18 protein-coding genes are annotated in these 20,653 nt (G+C 64.3%); 7 read left to right on the forward strand and 11 right to left on the reverse strand.

Features of this window, described 5'->3' with window-relative positions; all coding sequences use genetic code 11:
• Window positions 1-84 precede the first annotated feature (84 nt).
• Both AB0N72_RS16700 and AB0N72_RS16705 read right to left on the reverse strand, forming a co-directional pair.
• Window positions 85-1,017 carry a carbohydrate ABC transporter permease gene (locus AB0N72_RS16700; RefSeq protein WP_363932816.1) on the reverse strand — a complete coding sequence of 311 codons (933 nt, stop codon included), beginning with the start codon at window positions 1,015-1,017 and terminating at the stop codon, window positions 85-87.
• Window positions 1,010-1,954, reverse strand: coding sequence for a sugar ABC transporter permease (locus AB0N72_RS16705; RefSeq protein WP_363932813.1), 945 nt, complete (start codon window positions 1,952-1,954; stop codon window positions 1,010-1,012). Before AB0N72_RS16705 ends, AB0N72_RS16700 begins: the two co-directional genes overlap by 8 nt.
• Before the next feature lie 464 nt (window positions 1,955-2,418).
• Between AB0N72_RS16705 and AB0N72_RS16710 the strand changes: the two genes are divergently transcribed.
• Both AB0N72_RS16710 and AB0N72_RS16715 read left to right on the forward strand, forming a co-directional pair.
• A complete protein-coding gene (locus tag AB0N72_RS16710; RefSeq protein ID WP_363932810.1) occupies window positions 2,419-4,449 on the forward strand; it encodes a DUF6807 family protein in 2,031 nt (676 codons plus the stop codon).
• Entirely contained in the window at window positions 4,446-5,552 is a 1,107-nt protein-coding gene (locus AB0N72_RS16715) for a M24 family metallopeptidase (RefSeq protein ID WP_363932807.1), read from the forward strand. Before AB0N72_RS16710 ends, AB0N72_RS16715 begins: the two co-directional genes overlap by 4 nt.
• A gap of 78 nt (window positions 5,553-5,630) precedes the next feature.
• Here AB0N72_RS16715 and AB0N72_RS16720 read toward each other — a convergent pair whose 3' ends face one another.
• From AB0N72_RS16720 to AB0N72_RS16740, 5 genes are read right to left on the reverse strand one after another with little or no spacing between them, the layout of a single operon-like run.
• Window positions 5,631-7,082, reverse strand: a complete 1,452-nt coding sequence (locus tag AB0N72_RS16720; protein WP_363932804.1) for an aldehyde dehydrogenase (NADP(+)) — start codon at window positions 7,080-7,082, stop codon at window positions 5,631-5,633.
• The gene (locus tag AB0N72_RS16725; protein WP_363932802.1) at window positions 7,063-8,211 is read right to left on the reverse strand and encodes a mandelate racemase/muconate lactonizing enzyme family protein; all 1,149 of its coding nucleotides are present in this window, start codon (window positions 8,209-8,211) and stop codon (window positions 7,063-7,065) included. The genes AB0N72_RS16720 and AB0N72_RS16725 overlap by 20 nt, the downstream gene beginning before the upstream one ends.
• The gene (locus AB0N72_RS16730; protein ID WP_363932799.1) at window positions 8,211-9,116 is read right to left on the reverse strand and encodes a 5-dehydro-4-deoxyglucarate dehydratase; all 906 of its coding nucleotides are present in this window, start codon (window positions 9,114-9,116) and stop codon (window positions 8,211-8,213) included. Before AB0N72_RS16730 ends, AB0N72_RS16725 begins: the two co-directional genes overlap by 1 nt.
• A complete protein-coding gene (locus tag AB0N72_RS16735) occupies window positions 9,113-10,108 on the reverse strand; it encodes an NAD(P)-dependent oxidoreductase (RefSeq protein WP_363932797.1) in 996 nt (331 codons plus the stop codon). The genes AB0N72_RS16730 and AB0N72_RS16735 overlap by 4 nt, the downstream gene beginning before the upstream one ends.
• 30 nt (window positions 10,109-10,138) lie before the next feature.
• Complete coding sequence (locus AB0N72_RS16740) at window positions 10,139-11,551, reverse strand: Gfo/Idh/MocA family oxidoreductase (protein ID WP_363932795.1); 1,413 nt, start codon at window positions 11,549-11,551, stop codon at window positions 10,139-10,141.
• 179 nt (window positions 11,552-11,730) lie between these two features.
• Between AB0N72_RS16740 and AB0N72_RS16745 the strand changes: the two genes are divergently transcribed.
• The gene (locus tag AB0N72_RS16745; RefSeq protein WP_363932792.1) at window positions 11,731-12,759 is read left to right on the forward strand and encodes a LacI family DNA-binding transcriptional regulator; all 1,029 of its coding nucleotides are present in this window, start codon (window positions 11,731-11,733) and stop codon (window positions 12,757-12,759) included.
• A gap of 70 nt (window positions 12,760-12,829) precedes the next feature.
• Here AB0N72_RS16745 and AB0N72_RS16750 read toward each other — a convergent pair whose 3' ends face one another.
• Window positions 12,830-13,525 carry an FCD domain-containing protein gene (locus AB0N72_RS16750; RefSeq protein WP_363932790.1) on the reverse strand — a complete coding sequence of 232 codons (696 nt, stop codon included), beginning with the start codon at window positions 13,523-13,525 and terminating at the stop codon, window positions 12,830-12,832.
• Between the two features lie 78 nt (window positions 13,526-13,603).
• Between AB0N72_RS16750 and AB0N72_RS16755 the strand changes: the two genes are divergently transcribed.
• The gene (locus tag AB0N72_RS16755; protein ID WP_363932787.1) at window positions 13,604-14,947 is read left to right on the forward strand and encodes an alpha-hydroxy acid oxidase; all 1,344 of its coding nucleotides are present in this window, start codon (window positions 13,604-13,606) and stop codon (window positions 14,945-14,947) included.
• 82 nt (window positions 14,948-15,029) lie between these two features.
• Here AB0N72_RS16755 and gdhA read toward each other — a convergent pair whose 3' ends face one another.
• The 3 genes from gdhA to AB0N72_RS16770 all read right to left on the reverse strand — a co-directional run bounded on the left by gdhA (window position 15,030) and on the right by AB0N72_RS16770 (window position 18,313).
• On the reverse strand, window positions 15,030-16,367 hold the full coding sequence (gdhA, locus tag AB0N72_RS16760) for an NADP-specific glutamate dehydrogenase (protein ID WP_363932785.1): 1,338 nt from the start codon (window positions 16,365-16,367) through the stop codon (window positions 15,030-15,032).
• Window positions 16,368-16,564: 197 nt separating this feature from the next.
• A complete protein-coding gene (locus AB0N72_RS16765) occupies window positions 16,565-17,098 on the reverse strand; it encodes a metalloregulator ArsR/SmtB family transcription factor (RefSeq protein ID WP_363932783.1) in 534 nt (177 codons plus the stop codon).
• A 66-nt stretch (window positions 17,099-17,164) separates the two neighbouring features.
• Window positions 17,165-18,313 (reverse strand): acetoin utilization protein AcuC, encoded by a 1,149-nt coding sequence (locus AB0N72_RS16770; protein WP_363932781.1) that lies wholly within the window; start codon window positions 18,311-18,313, stop codon window positions 17,165-17,167.
• Between AB0N72_RS16770 and AB0N72_RS16775 the strand changes: the two genes are divergently transcribed.
• The 3 genes from AB0N72_RS16775 to AB0N72_RS16785 are packed head-to-tail and all read left to right on the forward strand — an operon-like array spanning window position 18,312 to window position 20,607.
• Entirely contained in the window at window positions 18,312-18,449 is a 138-nt protein-coding gene (locus tag AB0N72_RS16775) for a hypothetical protein (protein WP_363932778.1), read from the forward strand. The two genes, AB0N72_RS16770 and AB0N72_RS16775, sit on opposite strands and share 2 nt — an antisense overlap.
• 45 nt (window positions 18,450-18,494) lie before the next feature.
• Complete coding sequence (locus AB0N72_RS16780; RefSeq protein ID WP_363932777.1) at window positions 18,495-19,928, forward strand: potassium transporter TrkG; 1,434 nt, start codon at window positions 18,495-18,497, stop codon at window positions 19,926-19,928.
• Entirely contained in the window at window positions 19,921-20,607 is a 687-nt protein-coding gene (locus AB0N72_RS16785; RefSeq protein ID WP_026541351.1) for a TrkA family potassium uptake protein, read from the forward strand. Before AB0N72_RS16780 ends, AB0N72_RS16785 begins: the two co-directional genes overlap by 8 nt.
• Window positions 20,608-20,653: the final 46 nt, after the last annotated feature.

Here is a 20,653-nt window from a genome sequence, read left to right on the forward strand (position 1 = left end):
GTGCTTGTTCCTGTCATGGCGAACTTAGACGGCGGGATTCCGCCAGGTGGGAGTGTTCCGCCCCCTCAAGGCGGGAACCTCCCGCTATTTGATACCGGTGGTGGCGATGCCCTTGATGAGGAACCTCTGGCCGAAAAGGAACACCAGGAAGACCGGCAGGAGGGACACGATGGACATCGCGAAGAGCGATCCCCAGCTGGTGGCCGACTGCGAGTCCACAAAGGCGCGCAGGGCAACCGGCACCGTGAACATGTCCGGGTCCGTCAGGTAGATCAGGGCTCCGAAGAAGTCGTTCCAGGTCCAGATGAAGGTGAAGATGGTGGTGGTGGCCAGTGCCGGAACCATCAACGGAAGGATGACCCGGAGGAAGATGCGGGGGTGGCCGGCGCCATCAATGCGGGCGGCCTCGTCAAGGTCCTTGGGAATACCGCGGATGAACTGGACCATGAGGAACACGAAGAACGCGTCCGTGGCCAGCAGTTTGGGCACAATCAGCGGCCAGAAGGTGTTCACCCAGCCGATCTGGGAGAAGAGGATGTACTGGGGCACGATCACCACGTGGAACGGCAGCATGATGGTCAGCAGCATGATGCCGAAGAACAGCTTCTTGCCGGTGAACTGCAGGCGGGCGAAGGCGTAGGCGGCCATGGAGCACGAGACCAGGTTTCCCACGATCGAACCCAGCACCACGATCGCCGAGTTGATCATGTAGTGCCCGAACGGGTGCGTCAGCGCTGACCAGCCGTCAGTGTAATTGCTCATTTCCAGGCTGTTCAGCCACAGGCCGGGCTCACGGAAAATGAGGTCGTTCGGCCGCAGTGAGGAAATGACCATCCACAGCAGCGGGTAGATCATCACGCCACCAACGATGATCAGGATGATGTGCTTGATCAGGCCTTTGATGCGGGCGCTGCGGCTGAAGGCCAGGCTTCCGCGGGATTCACGACGGCGAGGGTTCTTGCCGGATTTGGGGGTGGGATTGCCGCTGGCGGCGGGGAGGGTCTGGAGTTTAGTCATCGTAGAACACCCAATACTTTGAAGCGATGAAGTTGATGGCAGTGAAGACACCGATGATGACCAGCAGGAACCAGGCCATCGCTGAGGCGTAGCCCATATCAAACTGGCCGAAGCCCTTTTGGTACAGGTACAGGGTGAAGAACATGGTGGAATCCGACGGGCCACCGTTGCCGCCGGAGACGATGAACGCCTGGGTGAACGACTGGAACGAGCCGATGATCTGCAGCACCAGGTTGAAGAAGATGATGGGGCTCAGCATGGGAAGCGTGATCCGCCAGAACTGCTGGAGGGTGGTGGCGCCGTCCACTTTCGCGGCTTCGTAGTACATCACGGGGATCTGGCGCAGGCCGGCCAGGAAGATGATCATCGGGCTGCCGAAAGTCCAGACGTGCAGCAGGATGATGGAACCCAGGGCCGTGTTGGGATCAGAGATCCATCCAGGACCCTCAATGCCGAGCATCGCGAGCACCTGGTTTACCAGGCCGGTGGTACCGAAAATCTGCTTCCACAGGATGGCAACGGCCACCGAGCCACCCAGGAGTGAGGGCAAGTAGAAGATGGAGCGATAGAACGGCAAGCCGCGCAGCCCCTTGTCCAGCACCAGCGCAATCACCAGGGCAACCGCGAGCTGGAGGGGAACACCCACCAGGACATACGTGAACGTGACCCGCAGCGAATTGTGAAGCCTGGCGTCGCCGAACATGCGGACGAAGTTGTCCAGGCCCACCCATTCGGGCGGCTGCAGGAGGTTGTAGTCCGTAAAGGACAGGTACAACGACATGAGCATGGGGCCCACTGTGATGACCGCCAGGCCCAGCAGCCATGGAAGAAGGAAGACATAGGCGGCCTTGTTGTCGCGGCCGTTCGCCTTCTTCTCTTCCTTGGTCATGGGGCCCTTGCGGCGGGTCATCGATGAGAGTTCGCCGATGGCGCTCATTGCTTCCCCCTCGCCGTCCCGCGAGCGCCTTGCGGCGTCCCCGCGTGTTCATATACGGCCATGTGGTCTCCTTTGGTCATCGTGGCCATCCACGGAGTACGAGTGTGGTTGGTGCTTGCCTGCCAGGACGTCGCCGGTCCTCTGGCGCTACCCCTTCGAAGTGCCAGGATGCGGTCCCGGATTTCGGCGGCTCCGTACCAAAGTAAACGTTTTCTTGACCCATGTACAGCCTTTTGCTAATTTTTGAGAAAGCGTTTTCTGGTGAAGTCGCTTCACACGGTTTTCCACGCTGAAGAAGCCCGGCGTGCGCTTTCGCATACCCACCGCATCCGACAAGGCAGGACACCATTGTTTCCCACCAACCCCGCCTGCCTTGGGAGCGGAATGACGACGACGTCACCGCCTCGTTGCTGTTCCGTCCAGGCCGTCTCGCCCTCCGCTCCTGACCCCGCAAGGATTCCCTCATGACGCAACCCCTCACCGCAGCCTCCCCGGAGGAGCGCACCCACCTCCCCCGGATAGCCCTGGTGGGAGTGCACGGCTTTGGCGAACGCCATCTGGAAAACCTGGAGCGGCTGACGGCGGCCGGGGCCCTGGAACTTGTGGCAGTCGCCGACCCCCAGCCGCCCGCGGAAGGAACACTCGCTGACGAGGTAGGGGTTTTCGCATCCCTGGACGAGCTCCTGGCGGCCGGCCTTGCACCGGACGTTGTCATCATCTCCACGCCCATCCAGACCCACGCTCCGCTGGCGCTTGCCGCCATCACAGCCGGAGCCAAGGTCTACGTGGAGAAGCCTCCTGTAGCCTCCATGGCGCAGTACCAGGAGGTCATGGCCGCCGCAGCCGATGCCGGCTGCCTGGTCCAGGTGGGCTTCCAGAGCCTGGGGTCGGACGCACTGCCTGCCATCGACGCACTCGTGGCATCCAGCGTGATCGGAGAGGTCCGGGGCATCAGCGCCACGGGCCTGTGGCTACGGGACAAGGCCTACTTCAAGCGCTCCCGCTGGGCGGGCAAGCGCAACCTCGACGGGACCGATGTTGTGGACGGGGTGGCCACCAATGCCTTGGCCCACGCTGTGGCCACCGGGTTGAGGCTTGCCGGGGCCCGCACGGTGGAAGACGTACATTCCGTTGAGACGGATCTCTACCGGGCAAACGACACCGAAAGCGATGACACTTCAGTGGTGAGGGTCCGCACTGAAACCGGGACCGTCCTGACCTGCGCCCTGACGCTGGGCGCACCGGCGCAGTCCCCGCCAACTGTCACCGTGTACGGCACATTGGGCCAGCTGACCCTGTACTACACGGAGGATCGCGTGGAGATCAACACCCCACACGGAACCAGGGAGGAGACGTACGGGCGAACGGATCTCCTTGAAAACCTCCTGGCGGCCCGCAGCGAGAAAGAACTCCTCAGCCCCCTCAGCGGCTCTGGCGCATACATGGCAGTACTCGAAGCAATCCGCACGGCCGATGCACCCCGGGAAATACCTGCCGAATACCTCGTGTGGGAAGGCCAGGGCGACGACGCCCACGCCGTAGTGAAGGGCATCGGGTCCTTGATCCAGCGCGCGGCACTGGGCCAAGCCACGTTCGCCGAACTCGGCGCCCCATGGACCACCTCCCCCACGCCTGAACTGACTGTCAACGCCACCGTGGTTGCCGGCGTGCAGGACGGATCCCATGTCCGCCCGACCTCTTCGCCACGCCCCTACCTCCATCCCGTGAGGACCCTGGCCGGAACAGTAGTCACCGACCACGTCCCGGAAGACCATGTTTGGCACTTGGGTGCCGGCGTGGCCCTGCAGGACGTGGACGGGATCAACTTCTGGGGTGGCCGGACCTACACCCGCGACGCCGGGATGTATGTCTGGCGCAAGGACCACGGCAGGATCGTCACGGACTTCGCGGAACAGGGCGACGGGTACCGGCACGAGAAGCTGAGCTGGATCGGCCCCGACAACTCACCCATACTCCACGAACAGCGCACCTGGCGCTGGGCCGCCGTCGGGAATTCCGCGTGGAAGCTGACCCTGGACTTCGTCCTTGAGTCAGCCACGGGAAGTCCGGTGCTGCTGGGCAGCCCGGGCTCCAACGGCCGGCCGCAGGGCGGATACGGCGGCTTCTTCTGGCGGCTGCCCAAGGTGGGCGACGCCACCATCTGGACTCCGGACCTGCGCGGCGAGGACGCCGTGCACGGCAGCGTGGCACCCTGGCTGGCGTGGTCGGGGACATTCGACGCCGGAACGGTTGGTGATACGGGACTGGGCCACCCGGCAACACTGGTCTTCCTCGCTTCACCGCAGGCGCCGGATCCATGGTTCGTGCGGCACGAGGGCTATCCCGGCGTCGGGCTATCCCTGGCGTGGGACAGCCCCGTGGCCACCGAACCGGGCCACCCTGTCCACCGGACCGTGACCGTCCTTATCGCGGACGGTTTCCTGGCAACACAAGACATTGAACAGCTCATCACCACTTTGGGGGAAACGGCATGACCACACCTGCTCAATCCATAACGCCCCGGGCAATGACCGCCCCCGGCAACGTTGCAGACCGCGCGGTGAAGCGTCGCCGGGTCCTGGACATCCTGGACGCCGCCGGCCGCGACTCGCTGCTGCTGACGTCCAATACCGTCCTCACCTGGTACCTGGACGGCAGCCGCGTCCACATCAGCCTGGCCGGCGATCCCATCGCGGCGCTCCTGGTGGACCGCTCCGGCGATCACCTGGTGACGTTCAACAACGAGGCCGAACGGATCGCCGCCGAGGAACTCCCTGAGGGGGTCAGCCTGGACACCGTCCCGTGGCACGGCCAACTGCATGCGGCAGCAGCCAAACTGGCCCTCGACGGCGACCCGCTGGTGGAAGCCGCCGTCACCGCCGAACTGCGTGCTGCCCGCCAACAGCTGCTGCCTGCCGAGGCATCGCGCTATGCGGAACTTTCTGCTGACGCAGCGCGCGCCATGACGGACGTCCTGGGGTCGGTGACACCGGAAACCACGGAATTCCAGCTGGTGTCGGAGCTTGCCGCCCGTGTCGTGGCAGCCGGGGCAGAGCCACTCGTGCTGCTCTGCAACGGCGCAGGACGCAGCGGTTACCGCCACCCGCTGGCCACCCACAGCCCCATCGGGCGCCGCGCCATGGCCGTGGTGTGCGCCCGCCGCAACGGTCTGGTGGCCAACGTGACCCGGTGGGTGGCATTCGACGCCGGCACGGCGGAGGAGGTCGACGCCGAGGCACGCATCGCAGCAGTCGAGGCCGACATCTTCCGGGCTACGGTTCCGGGGGCCAGGCTCAACCAGGTGTTCGCCGGGATCCAGGAGGCGTACGCCCGGCACGGCTTCGGCCGGGACCAGTGGAAGCTTCATCACCAGGGCGGTCCCGCCGGATACGCGGGCCGGGATCCACGCGTCACGGCAGAGGTCACTGACACGATTGTCCTCAACCAGCCCTTCACCTGGAATCCCTCCGGCCCCGCGGTGAAGATCGAGGACACCGTGCTGCTCACGGATTCGGGGATACGCGTCTTGACCGTGGACGAACGTTGGCCGACCACCGAAGTGGACGGCCGCCGTCGTCCCGTCACCTTGCGCCCGTAACCGCAGCGACCACACGAAAGGGACGGGGTCACCGGAATGGTGGCCCCGCCCCTTTTGTGGTGCCTGCCCAACCAGGGGTCAGCCCAGGGTCAGCACGCCGTCCACGCGCCGCGGGATGCCCAACGGATTGGCGTCACGAAGGGCCGGGTGCAGCACGCTTTCCGGGGCGTCCTGGTAGGCCACGGGGCGTTGGAAGCGTCGGACTGCCGTAGCTCCCACCGAAGTGAACAGTGAGGTAGTGGCCGGGTACGGACCGCCGTGCTGCTGTGCCCAATTCACGGCCACACCTGTGGGCCAGCCGTCGAACAACACCCGGCCGGCCAAGCCGCTCAGCTGCTCCACGAGCGAAGAAACGTCCTCGCCCGGCTGTGCGTGAACGGTACCGGTGAGGCTTCCGGGAACCTTCGCAAGGGCCGCGGACAACTCCTCCTGGTTGGCGTACTCGATGAGCAAAGTGGTGGGACCGAAGCACTCCTCCAGCAGTTCCTCCGGGCGTTCAAGGACGTTGGCAGCGCTGGTGGAGAAGACCACCGGCGCAGCGCCGTCGGCCAGGCTGTCCTGCTGCACGGCGCCGCTGACCACCGCAACTCCCGGCTGGTCCGCGACGTTCCGCAACCCGTCCGGATAAGCCTCCGCGATGCGCTCGGTCAGCATGGCCGCTGCGGGCTTGTCCTTGCTGGCCTCGGCGAGGCGTGCGGCGAAGTCCGTGCCCGCGGGGATGAACACGAGCCCGGGCTTGGTGCAGAACTGCCCTGCCCCCATGGTGAAGGAACCCGCCAGTCCGGCGGCGAGCTGCTGGCCACGTTCGGCCAAGGCGTCCGCGGTGATGACCACGGGGTTAAGGCTGCCGAGCTCCCCGTAGAAAGGAATGGGCTCGGGCCTGGATGCTGCGAGGTCGAAAAGTGCCCGGCCGCCGGGGATGGAACCGGTGAAGCCAACGGCCTTGATGGCCGGATCCTGAACAAGTGCCGTGCCGGCCTCCCGTCCGCTGACCAACGCGAAGATACCGTCCGGAGCACCTGCCTTGGACAGGGCTTCAGTGACGATCTCCGCAGTCCGCTCCGACAACCGCAAGTGTCCCGAGTGCGCCTTGACGATCACCGGGCATCCGACGGCCAGCGCGGAGGCGGTATCGCCGCCCGCTACCGAGAAGGCAAACGGAAAGTTCGACGCCGAGAACACGGCCACGGGCCCGATCGGACGCAGGATGCGGCGCAAGTCGGGCTTGGGCGGGGTGGATGAAGGATCGGCGTGGTCAATGACCGCTTCAAGGTAGGAGCCCTCTGTGATCACGCCGGCGAACAACCGCAGCTGGCCGCTGGTCCGTGCCACTTCACCGGTCAGGCGGACAGCGCCAAGGCTCGTCTCGGAGTCGGCGATCGCCACGAGCTCGGTGACGTTGGCGTCCAGGGCATCCGCGACGGCGGCCAACCAGGACGCGCGTTCGGCATCACTGGCCGCTGCGGTCACCTTGGCCGCAGCGGTGGCAGCCGCGGTGATTGCTGTCAGGTCAAGAGTTGCTGTACTCAATGCTTTTTCCTTTGCTCTCTGGGGCTGAAGTATCAGTGGCCGGCTGCACTGCATCTGAAAACTCGAAGCCGAGGCCGGGCAGGCCCGCTGAACTGAGCCTGGTTATACCCGTAGCGTTGCTGATCCGGACTGGTGAAGGTCCGGCCAAGAGCCCGAGTTGCCCGAAGGAGGCGTCTTCGACGTCTTCCACGCTGACCGGCTCAGCCATAGTGAGCGCCAGCTGTCCCGAGAGTTCCGGGAGCAAGTGCGGCGCCACCCTGATGCTGTGTGTTCGGGCCAGCTCAACGATCCTGCGGAAAGGGGTGATGCCACCCACGCGTACGATATTGGGCTGGATGATGTCCACTGCCTCCGCCTCGATGAAATCGCGGAAACGGTAAATGGTGTGGACGTTTTCGCCCAACGCTATGGGCACCGGCGAATGCTTGCGCAAGCGCCGGTAGGCCCAGAGGTCATCAGCACGGATCGGTTCTTCCAGCCATTCCAGTCCGTACTCCCCCAACACCTCCAAGGCACGGAACGTGTGGGCCAGGTCCCAGCGCTGGTTGCCATCGATCATCAGCAGGCGCTCGGGACCTACGACCTGCCGGACTGCGGCGACCCGCTCAGCGTCCTCACGGAGTTCGGGCTTGCCCACCTTGATCTTCACGGCCATATGTCCAGCGGCGACCCATCGCTGGGCCTGCTCCACCAGTTGGTCAAGGGTGTAGTGCAGGTTCACCCCGGAGCCGTACACCTCCACGGACTCCTGGCGTTGGCCCAAAAGCCCAGGGACGGACGTTCCCGCCTGCCGCGCCTTCAGGTCCCAGAGGGCGAGGTCGACGCCGGCCATCGCGATGGTGGTCAAACCTCCACCGCCGGCTTCATGCAGTCGTTTCCAGAGCAGGTCCCACACCGTTTCCGGATTCGCCTCCAAACCAGTGACGAACGGTGCGATGTCGTGATCCAACAGCGCCTTCACTGCCTGGGGACCAATGGTAGGTGTCCATGACAAACCGTGGCCCGTGCCGCCGTCGTCCGTGGTCAGCCTGGTGACAATCACATGGTTCTCGGGGGCCTCCGAACCCCAGCTGCGCAGCAGCGGGACCGTGATCAGGCGGCTCGTGAGGCCCGTGATGCGGGCCGGCATCAGCTGCCTGCCAGCTCGTGGCCCTTGGCCAGGATGGCTTTGAGCTCAAGCAATTGTTCTTCCGTGGGATCGACCAGCGGCGGTCGGACCGGGCCTACGGGAAGGCCTGCGAGGCGCAACCCGGCCTTGATCAGTGAGACACCGAAGCCGGGCGTCTGGTCACGGAGGCGGACAAGCGGCGCGTAGAACCCTTCGAGGAGGGCGTGGCGCCGGTCCTCGTCGCCGGAGATGTACGCGTCGTAATAGGCCTTGGCGATTTCCGGCGCCATGGCGAAAGCTGCCGAAGAGTACAAGGGGATACCCAGGCCACGGTAGGCGCCCTGCGTCAGTTCGGCCGTCAGCAGGCCGTTGAACAGCGCGAAGTCGGCGCGGCCGCTGGCATTGATGGCGGACACGATTTCCTGGGCCAGTCCGACGTCGCCAATTCCGTCCTTGAAGCCAACCACCTTCGGGTTCGCGGTGAGGCGCGTGATGGCTTCGGCGGTGAACTTGGCAGTGCCACGGTGGTACACGATCACCGGGAGGCTGCTGGCCGCCGCGACGGCTTCCACATACGCCACAACGCCGTCGGTGGGACCGGTCACCAGATACGGAGGGAGCACCAGGAGCGCATCCGCTCCGGCTTCCTCGGCAGCTTTCGCAGCGGCGATCGCGTGGCCCAGCGGTCCCCCAGCGCCCGAAACCACGGGGACAGCACCCGCAACAGCCTCGACGGCGGCAGTCACCACCGTGCGGATCTCATCGAGGGAGAGCGCATGGAATTCACCGGTGCCGCACGCGGGGAAAACGCCGCCCGGGCCGAACGGAAGCCGCGAGGTGATGTGCTCCTTCAGCAGGGCAACATCCACGCTGCCGTCCTCGGCGAAGGGCGTGACGGGGAAGAACAGTACGCCGTCGAAATTCATGGTGTCTCCTTGGTTGCTCCCGCCGGGACCAGGCCGGCGTTGATCTCGTCATTGAGTGGTGCTTGCTTTGCTGCAGTATCGGGGCCCGCGTAGGGAGGGTTGAGTTCGGTCCGCCAAGTGCGCTTCGGTTCCCAGCCCAAGAGCTGGCGGGCCTTGTCGATCGAAAATGCCGGACTGGTTCCGGTGAGGTGCGCCGTGATGCCCTCGCTGCCGGGCAGGAAGCGCGGGAACAACTCGGCCAGGGGCGCCGTGGCCAGGGCATCCTCCGCGCCAACGAAGAACACCTCGCCGTTGGGAATGGAATCCATTGCGCCCAGCAGCACGTCCAGGAAATCAGCCACATCCCGGGCGTCCACGTAGTTGAACAGGGCCGGGGCGGACAAGGCGGGATCCTCCAGGCGCTCCCGGACGGTGTGCCCTTGCTGGGTGGGCGCTCCGTCCCATTCCTCCGGGGAGATCACGAAGCACGGACGGAACGCCGCATACCTGATCTTGTCCCCCTGCGCCGCGGCGAACATCTGCACCGTTTGTTCTGCGATCAGCTTGGACAACGCATAGGCGTTCCACGGTTTGGGCGGCGTCTGCTCATTCAACGGAAACGACGGCGGCAGCCATCCGGCCGGCGAACCATAGCCCAGGGCGGTGGGACTGCTGGCCGTGACGATCTTCGGGATTCCTGCGTCGGTGGCCGCACTGACCACCGCATAGGCGAGCCGGGTGTTCGTACTGAAGATGACATCCTCAGGCGCGCTGAAAGGTACGGCAATAGCAGCGAGGTGGATGACGGCGTCGGGCGCTGTCTGCCGGATAAGCCGCTCCGCCTCCCCAGGCGCCAGCAGGTCTGCGCTGTATTGCTCGACGCCGGCCGGCAGCAGTTCCGCCGGGACGGCATCACGATCCACGGAAATCACCGTGTGGCCTGCTCCGGCGAGGCCCGACACGACACTGCGGCCGAGCCTGCCCGAACCGCCGGTGACGAAAATCCTGCTCATTGCTCTGTTTCCTTCTCTGGTGATGACCGGTCAGGCCTGGTTGCGGCTGAGGTCGGCGCCGAGGCCGAGTTCACTGATGCGGACGGGCAGGTCAGTGTCCAAGGACTGGTTGCCGGCGATGCCCACGGAGACCGAACGGAGTCCGTCGAGGTAGCCGGACGGGCGGCCCAGCGGATCAGCACCGGGGCCGTTGAAGAGATCCGAGAGCAGCAGGTTGTCGCCGCCGCCATGGCCGCCTTCACCGTTGATGATGGGAACCTCATAGGCCGCTTCCCAGTGGCGCTGGACCACCAGGCGCTCGCCGTTGCGGCGGACTGCGTCATCTTCCTCAATGGGTGTGGCGCTCGGATCAACCACCGTCTTCTTGTCGGTGCTTTGCTCCACTGCGGCGCGCTCCACCACTTCAAGTTCGGCCCTGCCCTCCGTGCCGTTGACGCTCACGCGGTAGCCTTCCCAAGGGCTGTGGGCGTTCAGCGAGTAGCTCAGCGTAGGTCCGCCCTGGTAATCCACCACGAGGGCGAGGTTGTCCTCGATGGTGATGCCTTCGGTGAAGACGTCCTGGTCGCGGAGGTAGCCGTCAAACTTCTCGTTGTCGTAGTAGAGCGCCTTCAGGCGCTCGTCCTCGCGCATGTCCAGGCGGAAAGGATCGTGCTCGAGGCCGTCCACGGTACCGCGCTCCGGACGGGGACCCAGGCCGCGTTCTGCCGCGTTCCTGTCGCCATAGAAGCGCAGGCCGCCGGAGGCGAACACCCGCTCCGGAACATCATTGATCCACCAGTTCACGAGGTCGAAGTGGTGCGAGGCCTTATGGATGAGCAGCCCGCCGGAGTTCTTCTTGTCACGGTGCCAGCGGCGGAAGTAGTCCGCTCCGTGAACAGTGTCCAGCACCCAGCTGAAGTCGACGGACGTGACCTTGCCGATCACACCGTTCTGGATCACCTCTTTCAGGGCGGAGTTGCGCGGCGAGTAGCGGTAGTTGAACGTGACCACCACGTTGCGCCCGGTCTTCGCCACGGCTTCAGTGATGCGGCGGCAACCCTCGACGTCGATGGTCAACGGCTTTTCAACCACGACGTCGGCACCGGCCTCGAGTGCCTCAACGATGTAGTCCGCGTGGGTGTAGTCAGGCGTCGTCACGATGACGCGCTCGATGTTGTTGGACTGGATGAAGCTGGTCAGCTCGCCCGGCTCGAAGGAAGCCACGGGTTCTGTTCCGCCGAGTTCCTTGATGAGTTCCTGATAGAACTCCACGCGGCCCTGGTTCACGTCTGACAGGGCGACGAGTTCGGCTACGTCCGCGTGCTGACCGTAGATGGCCCGGATGTACATTTCCGAGCGGCCACCGGTTCCGATCAGGGCGATCCTGGTCCGTGGGTGGCTTTTGGACGGCGTGTCCGTTTCTGCGTTCGGGGTCCGGGTCTCGGCTGAGTCGACGGTGACCATGTGAATGCCCCTTTCAAAAGGCAGGAGTGAACCGCTTGACGGCCCGGGTTCGTGTGGAAGAATAAGCGAGAAAGCGTTTTCTCAGAGGGTTATAAGCTTTCTATCAAGACTCTGGTGGTCACGTCAACCACTGCTCCAACGATGGAGCTTGCGGGAGGCGGGAAAAGGGAAGGGGCCACATGGCACGCAGGAACACCAACAGGCGCATTGGGATTGCCGACGTCGCGGAGAAGGCAGGCGTTTCGCACGCCACGGTCTCACGCGTCATGAACGGTAACGCCGCGGTGGACCCCGGCATCGCTTCGCGGGTCCGAGCCGCAGCGGCTGAACTCAAATACCAGCCGAACCCCGTAGGCCGGAGCCTGGCGCTTGGGAAGACCGACACCATCGGCATCGTCGTCCCGGACCTGGCCAATCCCACCTTCCAAGCCATCCTGCGCGGACTCAGCATCGCTGCGGCCCAGGATGGATACCGCGTCCTGATCGCCGACTCCTCGGAAGTCACCAGCGAGGAAGCGATTTTGGCCGGGGAAGCGCGGCGCCGCTGCGATGGCGTGGTCCTTTGCGCACCCCGCATGGGCGATGCCGAACTCGAAGAACTGGCGCCAACCCTGCACCCGCTGGTCCTCATCAACCGGACCACCATTGCCACCAACACTCCGAGCCTGAGCGTGGATTACGGCCAGGGCATCCAGGAACTGGCCCAACACCTCGTATCCCTGGGCCACCGCCGGCTGGTGTTCCTCTCAGGACCCGAGCACAGCGCCTCCAACCGGCAGCGACTGGTGGGCCTGGACCAGTTCCGGAAAGAACATCCGGAGATTGAACTGCAGATGCTCCCGGGCGGTTCCAACTTCGATTCCGGCCACGAAGCCACTGATGCCATCATCTCCAGCGGGGGCACAGGAATCCTTGCCTTCAACGACCTCGTAGCCATGGGCTTGCTCAGTGGCCTGCACGAGCGCGGCATCCGGGTTCCGGAGGACATCTCCGTCACCGGCTTCGACGACATTCCGTTCGCCAAGTACACCACCCCGCCACTGACCACGGCCGCCGTGCCCATCAACGAGCTGGGGAGCCTGGCCTGGCGCAGGATGCGGGAACAGATCCAGCAGGCCGGAGAGGCCCCCGCCCAGGCGCAGGACGAGTTTTCACCCAGGGTGGAGCTCCGCAAGAGCACCGCTGCGCCGGCCCTCAAGCCCGCGTAGAAATGCAACGCGGGGTCACTTATGGCCCATCCGGAAGCCCATCATGGGCCATAAGTGACCCCGCGTTGCTCTAAGAGCCGTTGGTTGAGCCCACTCCGGCTTCCCCGTAGAAGCCTTGGATGTGGGCCGCCACCAGCTGGGCCGCTTTGCCGCCGTCGTTATTGTTGACGGCGGCGAGGATAGCCCGGTGTTCAGTCCGGAGCCTGCCGCACGTCGAATTCCAGTCGGGCAGGTTTTCGGTGAGCTCGCCCGCGTAGTTCTCGATCGCACCCCGCAACGAAGCCATCATGGCGCTGACCACGGAATTGCCCGCCGCCTGCGCAAGAGCCACGTGGAAACGGGCATCCAGGGCAAGGAACGCCTTGATGTCCTGAGTGGAGTCCATCTGGTCCAAAAGCTCCGCAGCCTCGTCCAGTGCGGGCACGCCCACTTTGGCTCGTTGCGCGGCCCAGGATTCCAGAAGGACACGCGTCTCGACGATGTCGGCCACCGGCAGATGCCTCGTGGCCACGTGGAGGCGCAAGGTTGAGCCCAGAGCAGACCCCGGCTCCGCGATGACCACCGTTCCAGCATCCTTCCCGGAACCCACCCCAGCACGCACCACTCCCATGGCCTCAAGAATCCTCACGGCTTCACGAACGGAGGTCCGGGATACCTGCAACTGCTCAGCCATGGTCCGCTCACCGGGCAGGCGACCACCCAGGACCAGTTCTCCGTCAGACAGCTGCTTCTCGATCCACTGCAGGACCAACTCATGGGTACGCATACCGGAATACTAGTTGATGTGGTCCAACCACATGGTTTACAGTGTGGTTAGACCACACAGCATTCAAGGGAGAACCGCATGACCGACACCCTCGATCCCAAGATCACGGCCGCGCCCGCCAACGCCGGGAGCGACCAGAACGTGACCCGGCCGCCGCAGCCGCATACCGGCGTCGTGCACCAATCCGCACTGCCGCCGGCACTGAAGCGCCGCATCCCGAAAGTGGCAGACCTCGCACCGCTGATGCAGTTCAAGAAGCCCGAATTCAGCAAGAGTGCACGGCTGAAGCGGGCCAGCACCATCTGGGAACTGCGCGAAATCGCCAAGCGACGCACCCCGCAGGCACCCTTTGACTACACTGATGGCGCAGCTGAAGAGGAGATCACCCTTCGCCGCGCCCGCCAGGCCTTCCAGGACATCGAATTCCGTCCCGGCATTCTGCGCGATGTCTCCAGGATCGACCTTCGCACAGAGATCCTCGGCAAGGAATCACGCCTCCCCTTCGGCATCGCACCCACAGGCTTCACCCGCATGATGCAGTCCGAGGGCGAATATGCCGGTTCGCAAGCCGCAGAAGCTGCTGGCATCCCGTACACGCTGTCCACCATGGGCACGGCATCCATCGAGGACGTGGCTACGGCTGCACCGAACGGCCGCAACTGGTTCCAGCTGTACCTGTGGACCGACCGGGACCGCTCCCTCGAGTTGATCGAACGCGCAGCCAAGGCAGGCAATGACACCCTCATGGTGACCGTGGACACCGCGGTGGCCGGGGCCCGCCTGCGCGACGTCCGGAACGGCATGACCATCCCCCCGGCCTTGACGCTGAAGACCGTGCTGGACGCTTCCTACCGCCCGGCCTGGTGGTTCAACTTCCTGACGCACGAGCCTCTGACGTTCGCGTCGCTCTCGCGCTACACCGGCACGGTAGCGGACCTCATCAACTCCATGTTCGACCCCACGCTGACCTACCAGGACCTGGATTGGCTCCGCGAAACCTGGAAAGGCAAGCTGGTGGTCAAGGGCATCCAAACCGTTGAAGATGCCCGGAAGGTAGTGGATCACGGCGCGGACGGCATCATCCTTTCCAACCACGGCGGTCGCCAGCTGGACCGCGCACCTATTCCGTTCCACCTGTTGCCCGAGGTCACGTCGGCATTGAAGGCTGACAACAGCCGGGCGGAGGTCATCCTGGACACCGGCATCATGAGCGGTGCAGACATCGTGGCAGCGCTGGCTTTGGGTGCAGACTTTGCCCTGATCGGCCGGGCATACCTCTACGGCCTCATGGCGGGTGGACGCGAGGGCGTGGACCGCACCATACAAATCCTGGAGAAGGACATGACCCGGACCATGGCGCTCCTGGGCGTCAGCAAGGTCTCGGACCTCAACCCGGACCACGTGCGGCTGCTCCAGCGATAGCCCCCACCCAAGTAAGTAGCAGATGACGCCGTTTTGAGCGTTCAAAACGGCGTCATCTGCGACCCAGTTGGGTACGCGGGCGCTAGATCAAGCCTTGGGCCAACATGGCATCGGCTACCTTGACGAAGCCACCGATATTGGCGCCCACCACGTAGTTTCCCGGGGCTCCATATTCCTCGGCCGTCTCAGCGCAGCGGTCGTGGATGCCCACCATGATGTCCGTGAGGCGCTGCTCGGTGTGCTCGAAGGACCAGGAATCACGGCTGGCGTTCTGCTGCATTTCCAGCGCGGACGTCGCCACACCGCCGGCATTTGCGGCCTTGCCCGGCCCGAACAGGATCCCCGCCTCTTGGAAGACCGACACCGCCGAGCGCGTGGAGGGCATGTTGGCACCTTCGGCCACGGCGATCAGTCCGTTGCTGACCAACTTGGCCGCGGCCTCCCCGTCGAGTTCATTCTGCGTGGCGCAGGGAAGCGCCACAGTACCGTTGACATCCCAGACAGAACCGCCGGCAACGTGGCTGGCACCCGGACGCCGGGCAGCGTATTCCGTAAGGCGCCCGCGCTCGACCTCCTTGACCTGGCTCAACAGCCCGACGTCGATCCCCGCCTCGTCCACGACATAACCGGCGGAGTCGGAACAGGCCACCACCGTGGCACCGAGGGACTGGGCTTTGGCAATGGCGTGGATGGCAACGTTCCCGGAACCCGACACCACCACGCGCTGGCCATCAAAGGAAGCACCGCGCGTCTTGAGCATTTCCTGGGCAAAGATCACCGTGCCGTAGCCAGTGGCCTCGGGACGGACCAGCGAGCCGCCCCAGGAGATACCCTTGCCGGTGAGGACGCCGGATTCGTAGCGGTTGGTGATGCGCTTGTACTGGCCGAAGAGGTACCCGATTTCGCGGCCACCCACGCCGATGTCGCCGGCAGGAACGTCCGTGTATTCGCCGATGTGGCGGTAGAGCTCGGTCATGAACGATTGGCAGAAGCGCATGATTTCAGCGTCGGAACGGCCACGGGGATCGAAGTCCGAGCCACCCTTGCCTCCGCCGATCGGCATGCCCGTGAGCGCGTTCTTGAAGATCTGCTCGAAGCCGAGGAACTTGACGATTCCCAAGTAGACGGAGGGGTGGAACCTCAGGCCGCCCTTGTAGGGACCGAGTGCGGAGTTGAACTCCACCCGGAAGCCGCGGTTCACGTGGACGCGTCCGGCGTCGTCGGTCCAAGGTACGCGGAAGATGATCTGGCGCTCAGGTTCGCACAGGCGCTCCAGGACGGCGCCTTCGAGGAACTCGGGGTGCCGATCGTGGACCGGGCCAAGGCTTTCGAACACTTCGCTGACGGCTTGGTGGAATTCCTTCTCCCCCGGGTTCCGCGCCAAAACGGTGTCGCGGACGGCTTCGAGCCTTGAATCCATGCGTCTTCCTATCCTCGGTGCGCCGGCCAGCGGCGGGACGAATCAGTCCCGCCCATGCTTGCATCAGAGGACATAGGATCTCCATCCGGAGCCAATGTGACCCTCCGGCCGGAGTTAACACAACTGTAGAAAAACGGTGAAAAGCCAAGGAAGCGTGGCGGCACGCCCGCCTCACATTGTGAGCATGATCACACTGATTACCGCTTGCGCCCGAACTTGGGAAGGTTGGGCAGGTTGGGAAGATTGGCCAACAAGTCAGCAGCCTTGGTGGCAGCACGGCCCACCGTGCGGCCGATTTGTTGTGGAACAGTATCGTCCGATGCCGGATCCAGCGAGACGGGGGTACCACTCGAATGGACCTTCGCTGCCTGGTTGATGGCTTCAGGGAGGGTCGGCACCTCAACGGGGGCCGCTACCGGTTCAGCAACAGCGGGCGCAGCGGCAGGCGCGACGGCGGCGGGTGCGGCTGGTCCGACGTCGAACGTTTCAAGCCAACTGGCGACGCCGGCGAGCGGCTTGGGATTGAGGGCATAGAAGCGCTTCTGGCCCTGTGCGCGCATGCTGACGAGGTCGGCCTCGCGGAGCACCTTCAGATGCTTGGAGATGGTGGGCTGGCTTGCAGCCAGTTCCTCCACCAGTTCGCCTACAGCTTTATCCCCAGAGCGGAGGGAGACCAGGATGTCGCGCCTGGTTGCCTCAGCAATGACGGCAAATACGTCGTCAGTCACCATGCCTTACACCCTAGCGACATATACGCCGATTGGCATCCCTGTTTCCTTGCGTGCATCCCTCCGGAGTCAGTCAAACCAAGGGTCCAGGCCGTACAGCGGGAAGATCTCCTTGCGGGTGGCTATGACAGTCCGGTCCACCTCGTCGGCGGGGTCGTAGCCAACTTCCCAGGAGCGCCACCACACGTCCACGTCATCGCCCATCGACTCTGGAGCCCACACGCCGTAGGCTTCCCTGACGTACGTCCGCCACGCCTCCGGCACGGGGAGGCTGAGCGGCACGGGGCGCTGCGTGACCATTCCGATCAAGTGGCTCCAGGCCCGGGGCACCACGCCTGTGACGTCGTACCCGCCTCCCCCGGTTGCGATCCAGCGGTTCTCGCAGTAGCGGGCGGCAAGGCTCGCGACGGCGGACGCAGCCTCACGCTGCCCGTCGACGCTGAGGTTGAGGTGCGTGAGGGGATCGTCGCGGTGGGAGTCGCAGCCGTGCTGGCTCACAATCACCTCCGGCTGGAAGGCCCCCACCAGCTGGGGGACCACCGCATGGAACGCACGCAACCAGGCGGCGTCGCCAGTGAATGTGGGAAGCGCGACGTTCACCGCCGTCCCCGGCGCATCCGGTCCCCCGGTTTCGTTGGCAAAACCTGTCCCGGGGAACAAGGTAAGTCCTGTTTCGTGGAGGCTGATGGTCATGACCCGGGGGTCGTTCCAGAAAATGCCCTGCGTTCCGTCCCCGTGGTGGGCGTCGACGTCGATGCTCACCACCCGCTGCACGCCGCCGTCGAGCAGCCGCTGGATAGCCATGGCGACATCGTTGTAGACACAGAATCCGCTGGCACGCTCACGGGCGGCGTGGTGCATGCCGCCGCTGAAGTTGACTGCACGCACCGCCTGGCCGGACAGAATGGTCTCCGCTGCCAGCAGCGAACCCCCTGCCAGGCGCGCGCTGGCCTCATGCATTCCGGCGAACGCGGGATCGTCCTCGGTGCCCAGGCCGCGGCTTTCTTCCGGGTGGCTTGGGTCCGCACTGACCCGCCGGACGGCCGCCACGTACTCGGGGCTGTGGACAGAAAAAAGTTCGACGTCGGTTGCCAGGCCAGGTGCCTCGACGGCCACGTGCTGGTGATCAAAGAGGCCGAGCGATTCGGCCAGGCGGGCCGTCAGTTCAAGCCTCTGCGGGGCCATGGGGTGGCCCGGACCAAAATTGTAGGCAGTCATGGCTGGATCCCACACCACCGTCGTTGGCAGTGCGGACCGCGTAATGCTGGAAGCCGTAGTTCCAAGCCTGGAGTTCATCCAGAACAGGCTACCTGAGCCTGGAACGCCCCAACGCCCGGTTACGCCGCGCGAATAGTGGTTTACTACTCAGGAAAGCTTGTTTCAACCAAGGAAGAGCGCCATGTCCCACAGCCAGTCGCGGTCCGCGAGCCCGACCAACTGGCAACCCATCCAGCAGGAGCGGGAAGGTCTGTGGATCTTCACCCGTGTACGCGACTTCGTGGACAACATTGCCAACACCTCACCAGCGCGCTTGGCGTTGACGGTGTTCGCAGTTGTCATCCTGTTCTTCACTGGTTTGCTCTCCTTGCCTGCTGCGTCCGCTGATGGGACTGTGACGCCGTTGCACCAGGCCCTGTTCACTGCGGTGTCGAGTGTCTGCGTAACGGGCTTGACCGTGGTCTCCACGGCTACGCACTGGACGTTCTTCGGCCAGCTCGTGATTTTGGTGGGCATCTTCGTGGGAGGCTTGGGCACCCTGACCCTCGCCTCACTCCTGGCCCTCATGGTCAGCAAGCGGCTGGGCGTACGTGGCAAGCTCATCGCCCAGGAAGCCATGAACAATGCCGGCCGCCTCGGCGAAGTGGGTACCCTGCTCCGGATCGTCATCGTCACCTCCGTGGTCATTGAGGGCGCCCTGGCCCTGGCATTGATTCCGCGTTTCATCGTGCTCGGCGAAGACTTATGGCAGGCCGTGTGGCACGGCGTCTTCTACTCGATTTCTGCTTTCAACAATGCCGGTTTCACTCCCCATTCCGACGGTATCGTGCCCTACGAAACCGACCTGTGGATCCTGATCCCCCTGATGCTGGGTGTCTTCCTTGGCAGCCTGGGTTTCCCCGTGGTGATGGTGCTCCAACAGAACGGGCTCAACTGGAAAAAGTGGAACCTCCACACCAAGCTCACCATCCAGGTCTCCTTCATCCTCCTGGCCGCCGGCACTGTCCTTTGGGCCCTGATGGAGTGGGACAACGTGCGGACCATCGCCCACATGGACCTGGGCGACAAGATCACGCATTCGCTGTTCGCCTCGGTCATGACTCGCTCGGGCGGCTTCAACCTGGTGGACCAGAACCACATGGAGTCCACCACCATGCTCCTTACAGATGCCCTGATGTTTGCAGGCGGCGGATCTGCCTCAACGGCTGGCGGCATCAAGGTGACCACCATCGCCGTCATGTTCCTCGCGATCATGGCCGAAGCCCGAGGCGACGCAGACGTCAAGGTCTACGGCCGGACCATCCCCCAGGGCACCATGCGGGTGGCCATCTCCGTTATTGTCGCCGGCGCCACTTTGGTGTCCGTAGCTGCGTTCTTGTTGCTCTCCATCAGCGGAGCATCATTGGACCGGGTGCTCTTCGAATCGATCTCCGCCTTCGCCACTGTGGGACTGAGCACCAACCTCAGTGCCGAGCTGCCGCCGTCGGGCGTTTATGTCCTGACGGCGCTGATGTTCGCCGGTCGCGTCGGCACCGTAACCCTTGCTGCCGGGCTGGCGCTACGCCAGCGCAGCCAGCTGTTCCACTACCCGGAAGAGAGGCCAATCATTGGCTAGTACCACGGGGGCTGCCAACCGCCCCGCACACAATGCTCCAGTGCTGGTCATCGGCTTGGGCCGGTTCGGCTCTGCTACGGCCGAGCAGCTGGTCAAGCAGGGCCGTGAAGTCCTGGCGATCGAGCGCGACCGTACGCTGGTCCAAAAGTGGGCCCCGGTATTGACCCACGTAGTGGAAGCCGATGCCACCAACATCGACGCCCTCCGACAGCTTGGCGCCCAGGAGTTCAGCTCCGCCGTCGTAGGGGTGGGCACTTCCATCGAGTCCTCCGTGCTGATCACCGTGAACCTCGTGGATCTGGGCATCCAGCACCTTTGGGTCAAGGCCATCACCCCTTCCCACGGCAAGATCCTCACCAGGATCGGGGCCAACCACGTGATCTACCCTGAGGCCGACGCCGGGGTGCGCGCCGCCCACTTGGTCTCCGGCAGGATGCTGGACTTCATCGAGTTCGACGACGACTACGCGATCGTCAAGATGTACCCACCCAAGGAAACGGTGGGTTTCACGCTGGAGGAATCCAAGGTCCGCTCCAAATACGGCGTGACGATTGTGGGCGTGAAGACCCCGGGCGAGGACTTCACCTACGCGCGGCCGGAGACCAAAGTGTCCGGCCACGACATGTTGATCGTGTCCGGACACGTGGACCTGCTGGAGCGCTTCGCCGCACGCCCCTAACCCCTCTGGAGTTTTTGTACAGCTAACGCCCTTAAGACAGGCTTTT

The sequence above is a fragment of the Paenarthrobacter sp. NPDC089307 genome (assembly GCF_040685055.1).
In the GTDB taxonomy this organism is placed as follows: Bacteria; Actinomycetota; Actinomycetes; order Actinomycetales; family Micrococcaceae; genus Arthrobacter.

Coding starts and splice junctions, on each gene's coding strand:
- AB0N72_RS16780 (WP_363932777.1), top strand. CDS start 18,495: ATGTCCCACAGCCAGTCGCGGTCCGCGAGCCCGACCAACTGGCAACCC.
- gdhA (WP_363932785.1), bottom strand. CDS start 16,367: ATGGATTCAAGGCTCGAAGCCGTCCGCGACACCGTTTTGGCGCGGAAC.
- AB0N72_RS16750 (WP_363932790.1), bottom strand. CDS start 13,525: ATGCGTACCCATGAGTTGGTCCTGCAGTGGATCGAGAAGCAGCTGTCT.
- AB0N72_RS16745 (WP_363932792.1), top strand. CDS start 11,731: ATGGCACGCAGGAACACCAACAGGCGCATTGGGATTGCCGACGTCGCG.
- AB0N72_RS16705 (WP_363932813.1), bottom strand. CDS start 1,954: ATGAGCGCCATCGGCGAACTCTCATCGATGACCCGCCGCAAGGGCCCC.
- AB0N72_RS16770 (WP_363932781.1), bottom strand. CDS start 18,313: ATGACTGCCTACAATTTTGGTCCGGGCCACCCCATGGCCCCGCAGAGG.
- AB0N72_RS16740 (WP_363932795.1), bottom strand. CDS start 11,551: ATGGTCACCGTCGACTCAGCCGAGACCCGGACCCCGAACGCAGAAACG.
- AB0N72_RS16700 (WP_363932816.1), bottom strand. CDS start 1,017: ATGACTAAACTCCAGACCCTCCCCGCCGCCAGCGGCAATCCCACCCCC.
- AB0N72_RS16735 (WP_363932797.1), bottom strand. CDS start 10,108: ATGAGCAGGATTTTCGTCACCGGCGGTTCGGGCAGGCTCGGCCGCAGT.
- AB0N72_RS16755 (WP_363932787.1), top strand. CDS start 13,604: ATGACCGACACCCTCGATCCCAAGATCACGGCCGCGCCCGCCAACGCC.
- AB0N72_RS16725 (WP_363932802.1), bottom strand. CDS start 8,211: ATGCCGGCCCGCATCACGGGCCTCACGAGCCGCCTGATCACGGTCCCG.
- AB0N72_RS16730 (WP_363932799.1), bottom strand. CDS start 9,116: ATGAATTTCGACGGCGTACTGTTCTTCCCCGTCACGCCCTTCGCCGAG.
- AB0N72_RS16765 (WP_363932783.1), bottom strand. CDS start 17,098: ATGGTGACTGACGACGTATTTGCCGTCATTGCTGAGGCAACCAGGCGC.
- AB0N72_RS16710 (WP_363932810.1), top strand. CDS start 2,419: ATGACGCAACCCCTCACCGCAGCCTCCCCGGAGGAGCGCACCCACCTC.
- AB0N72_RS16715 (WP_363932807.1), top strand. CDS start 4,446: ATGACCACACCTGCTCAATCCATAACGCCCCGGGCAATGACCGCCCCC.
- AB0N72_RS16775 (WP_363932778.1), top strand. CDS start 18,312: ATGGCTGGATCCCACACCACCGTCGTTGGCAGTGCGGACCGCGTAATG.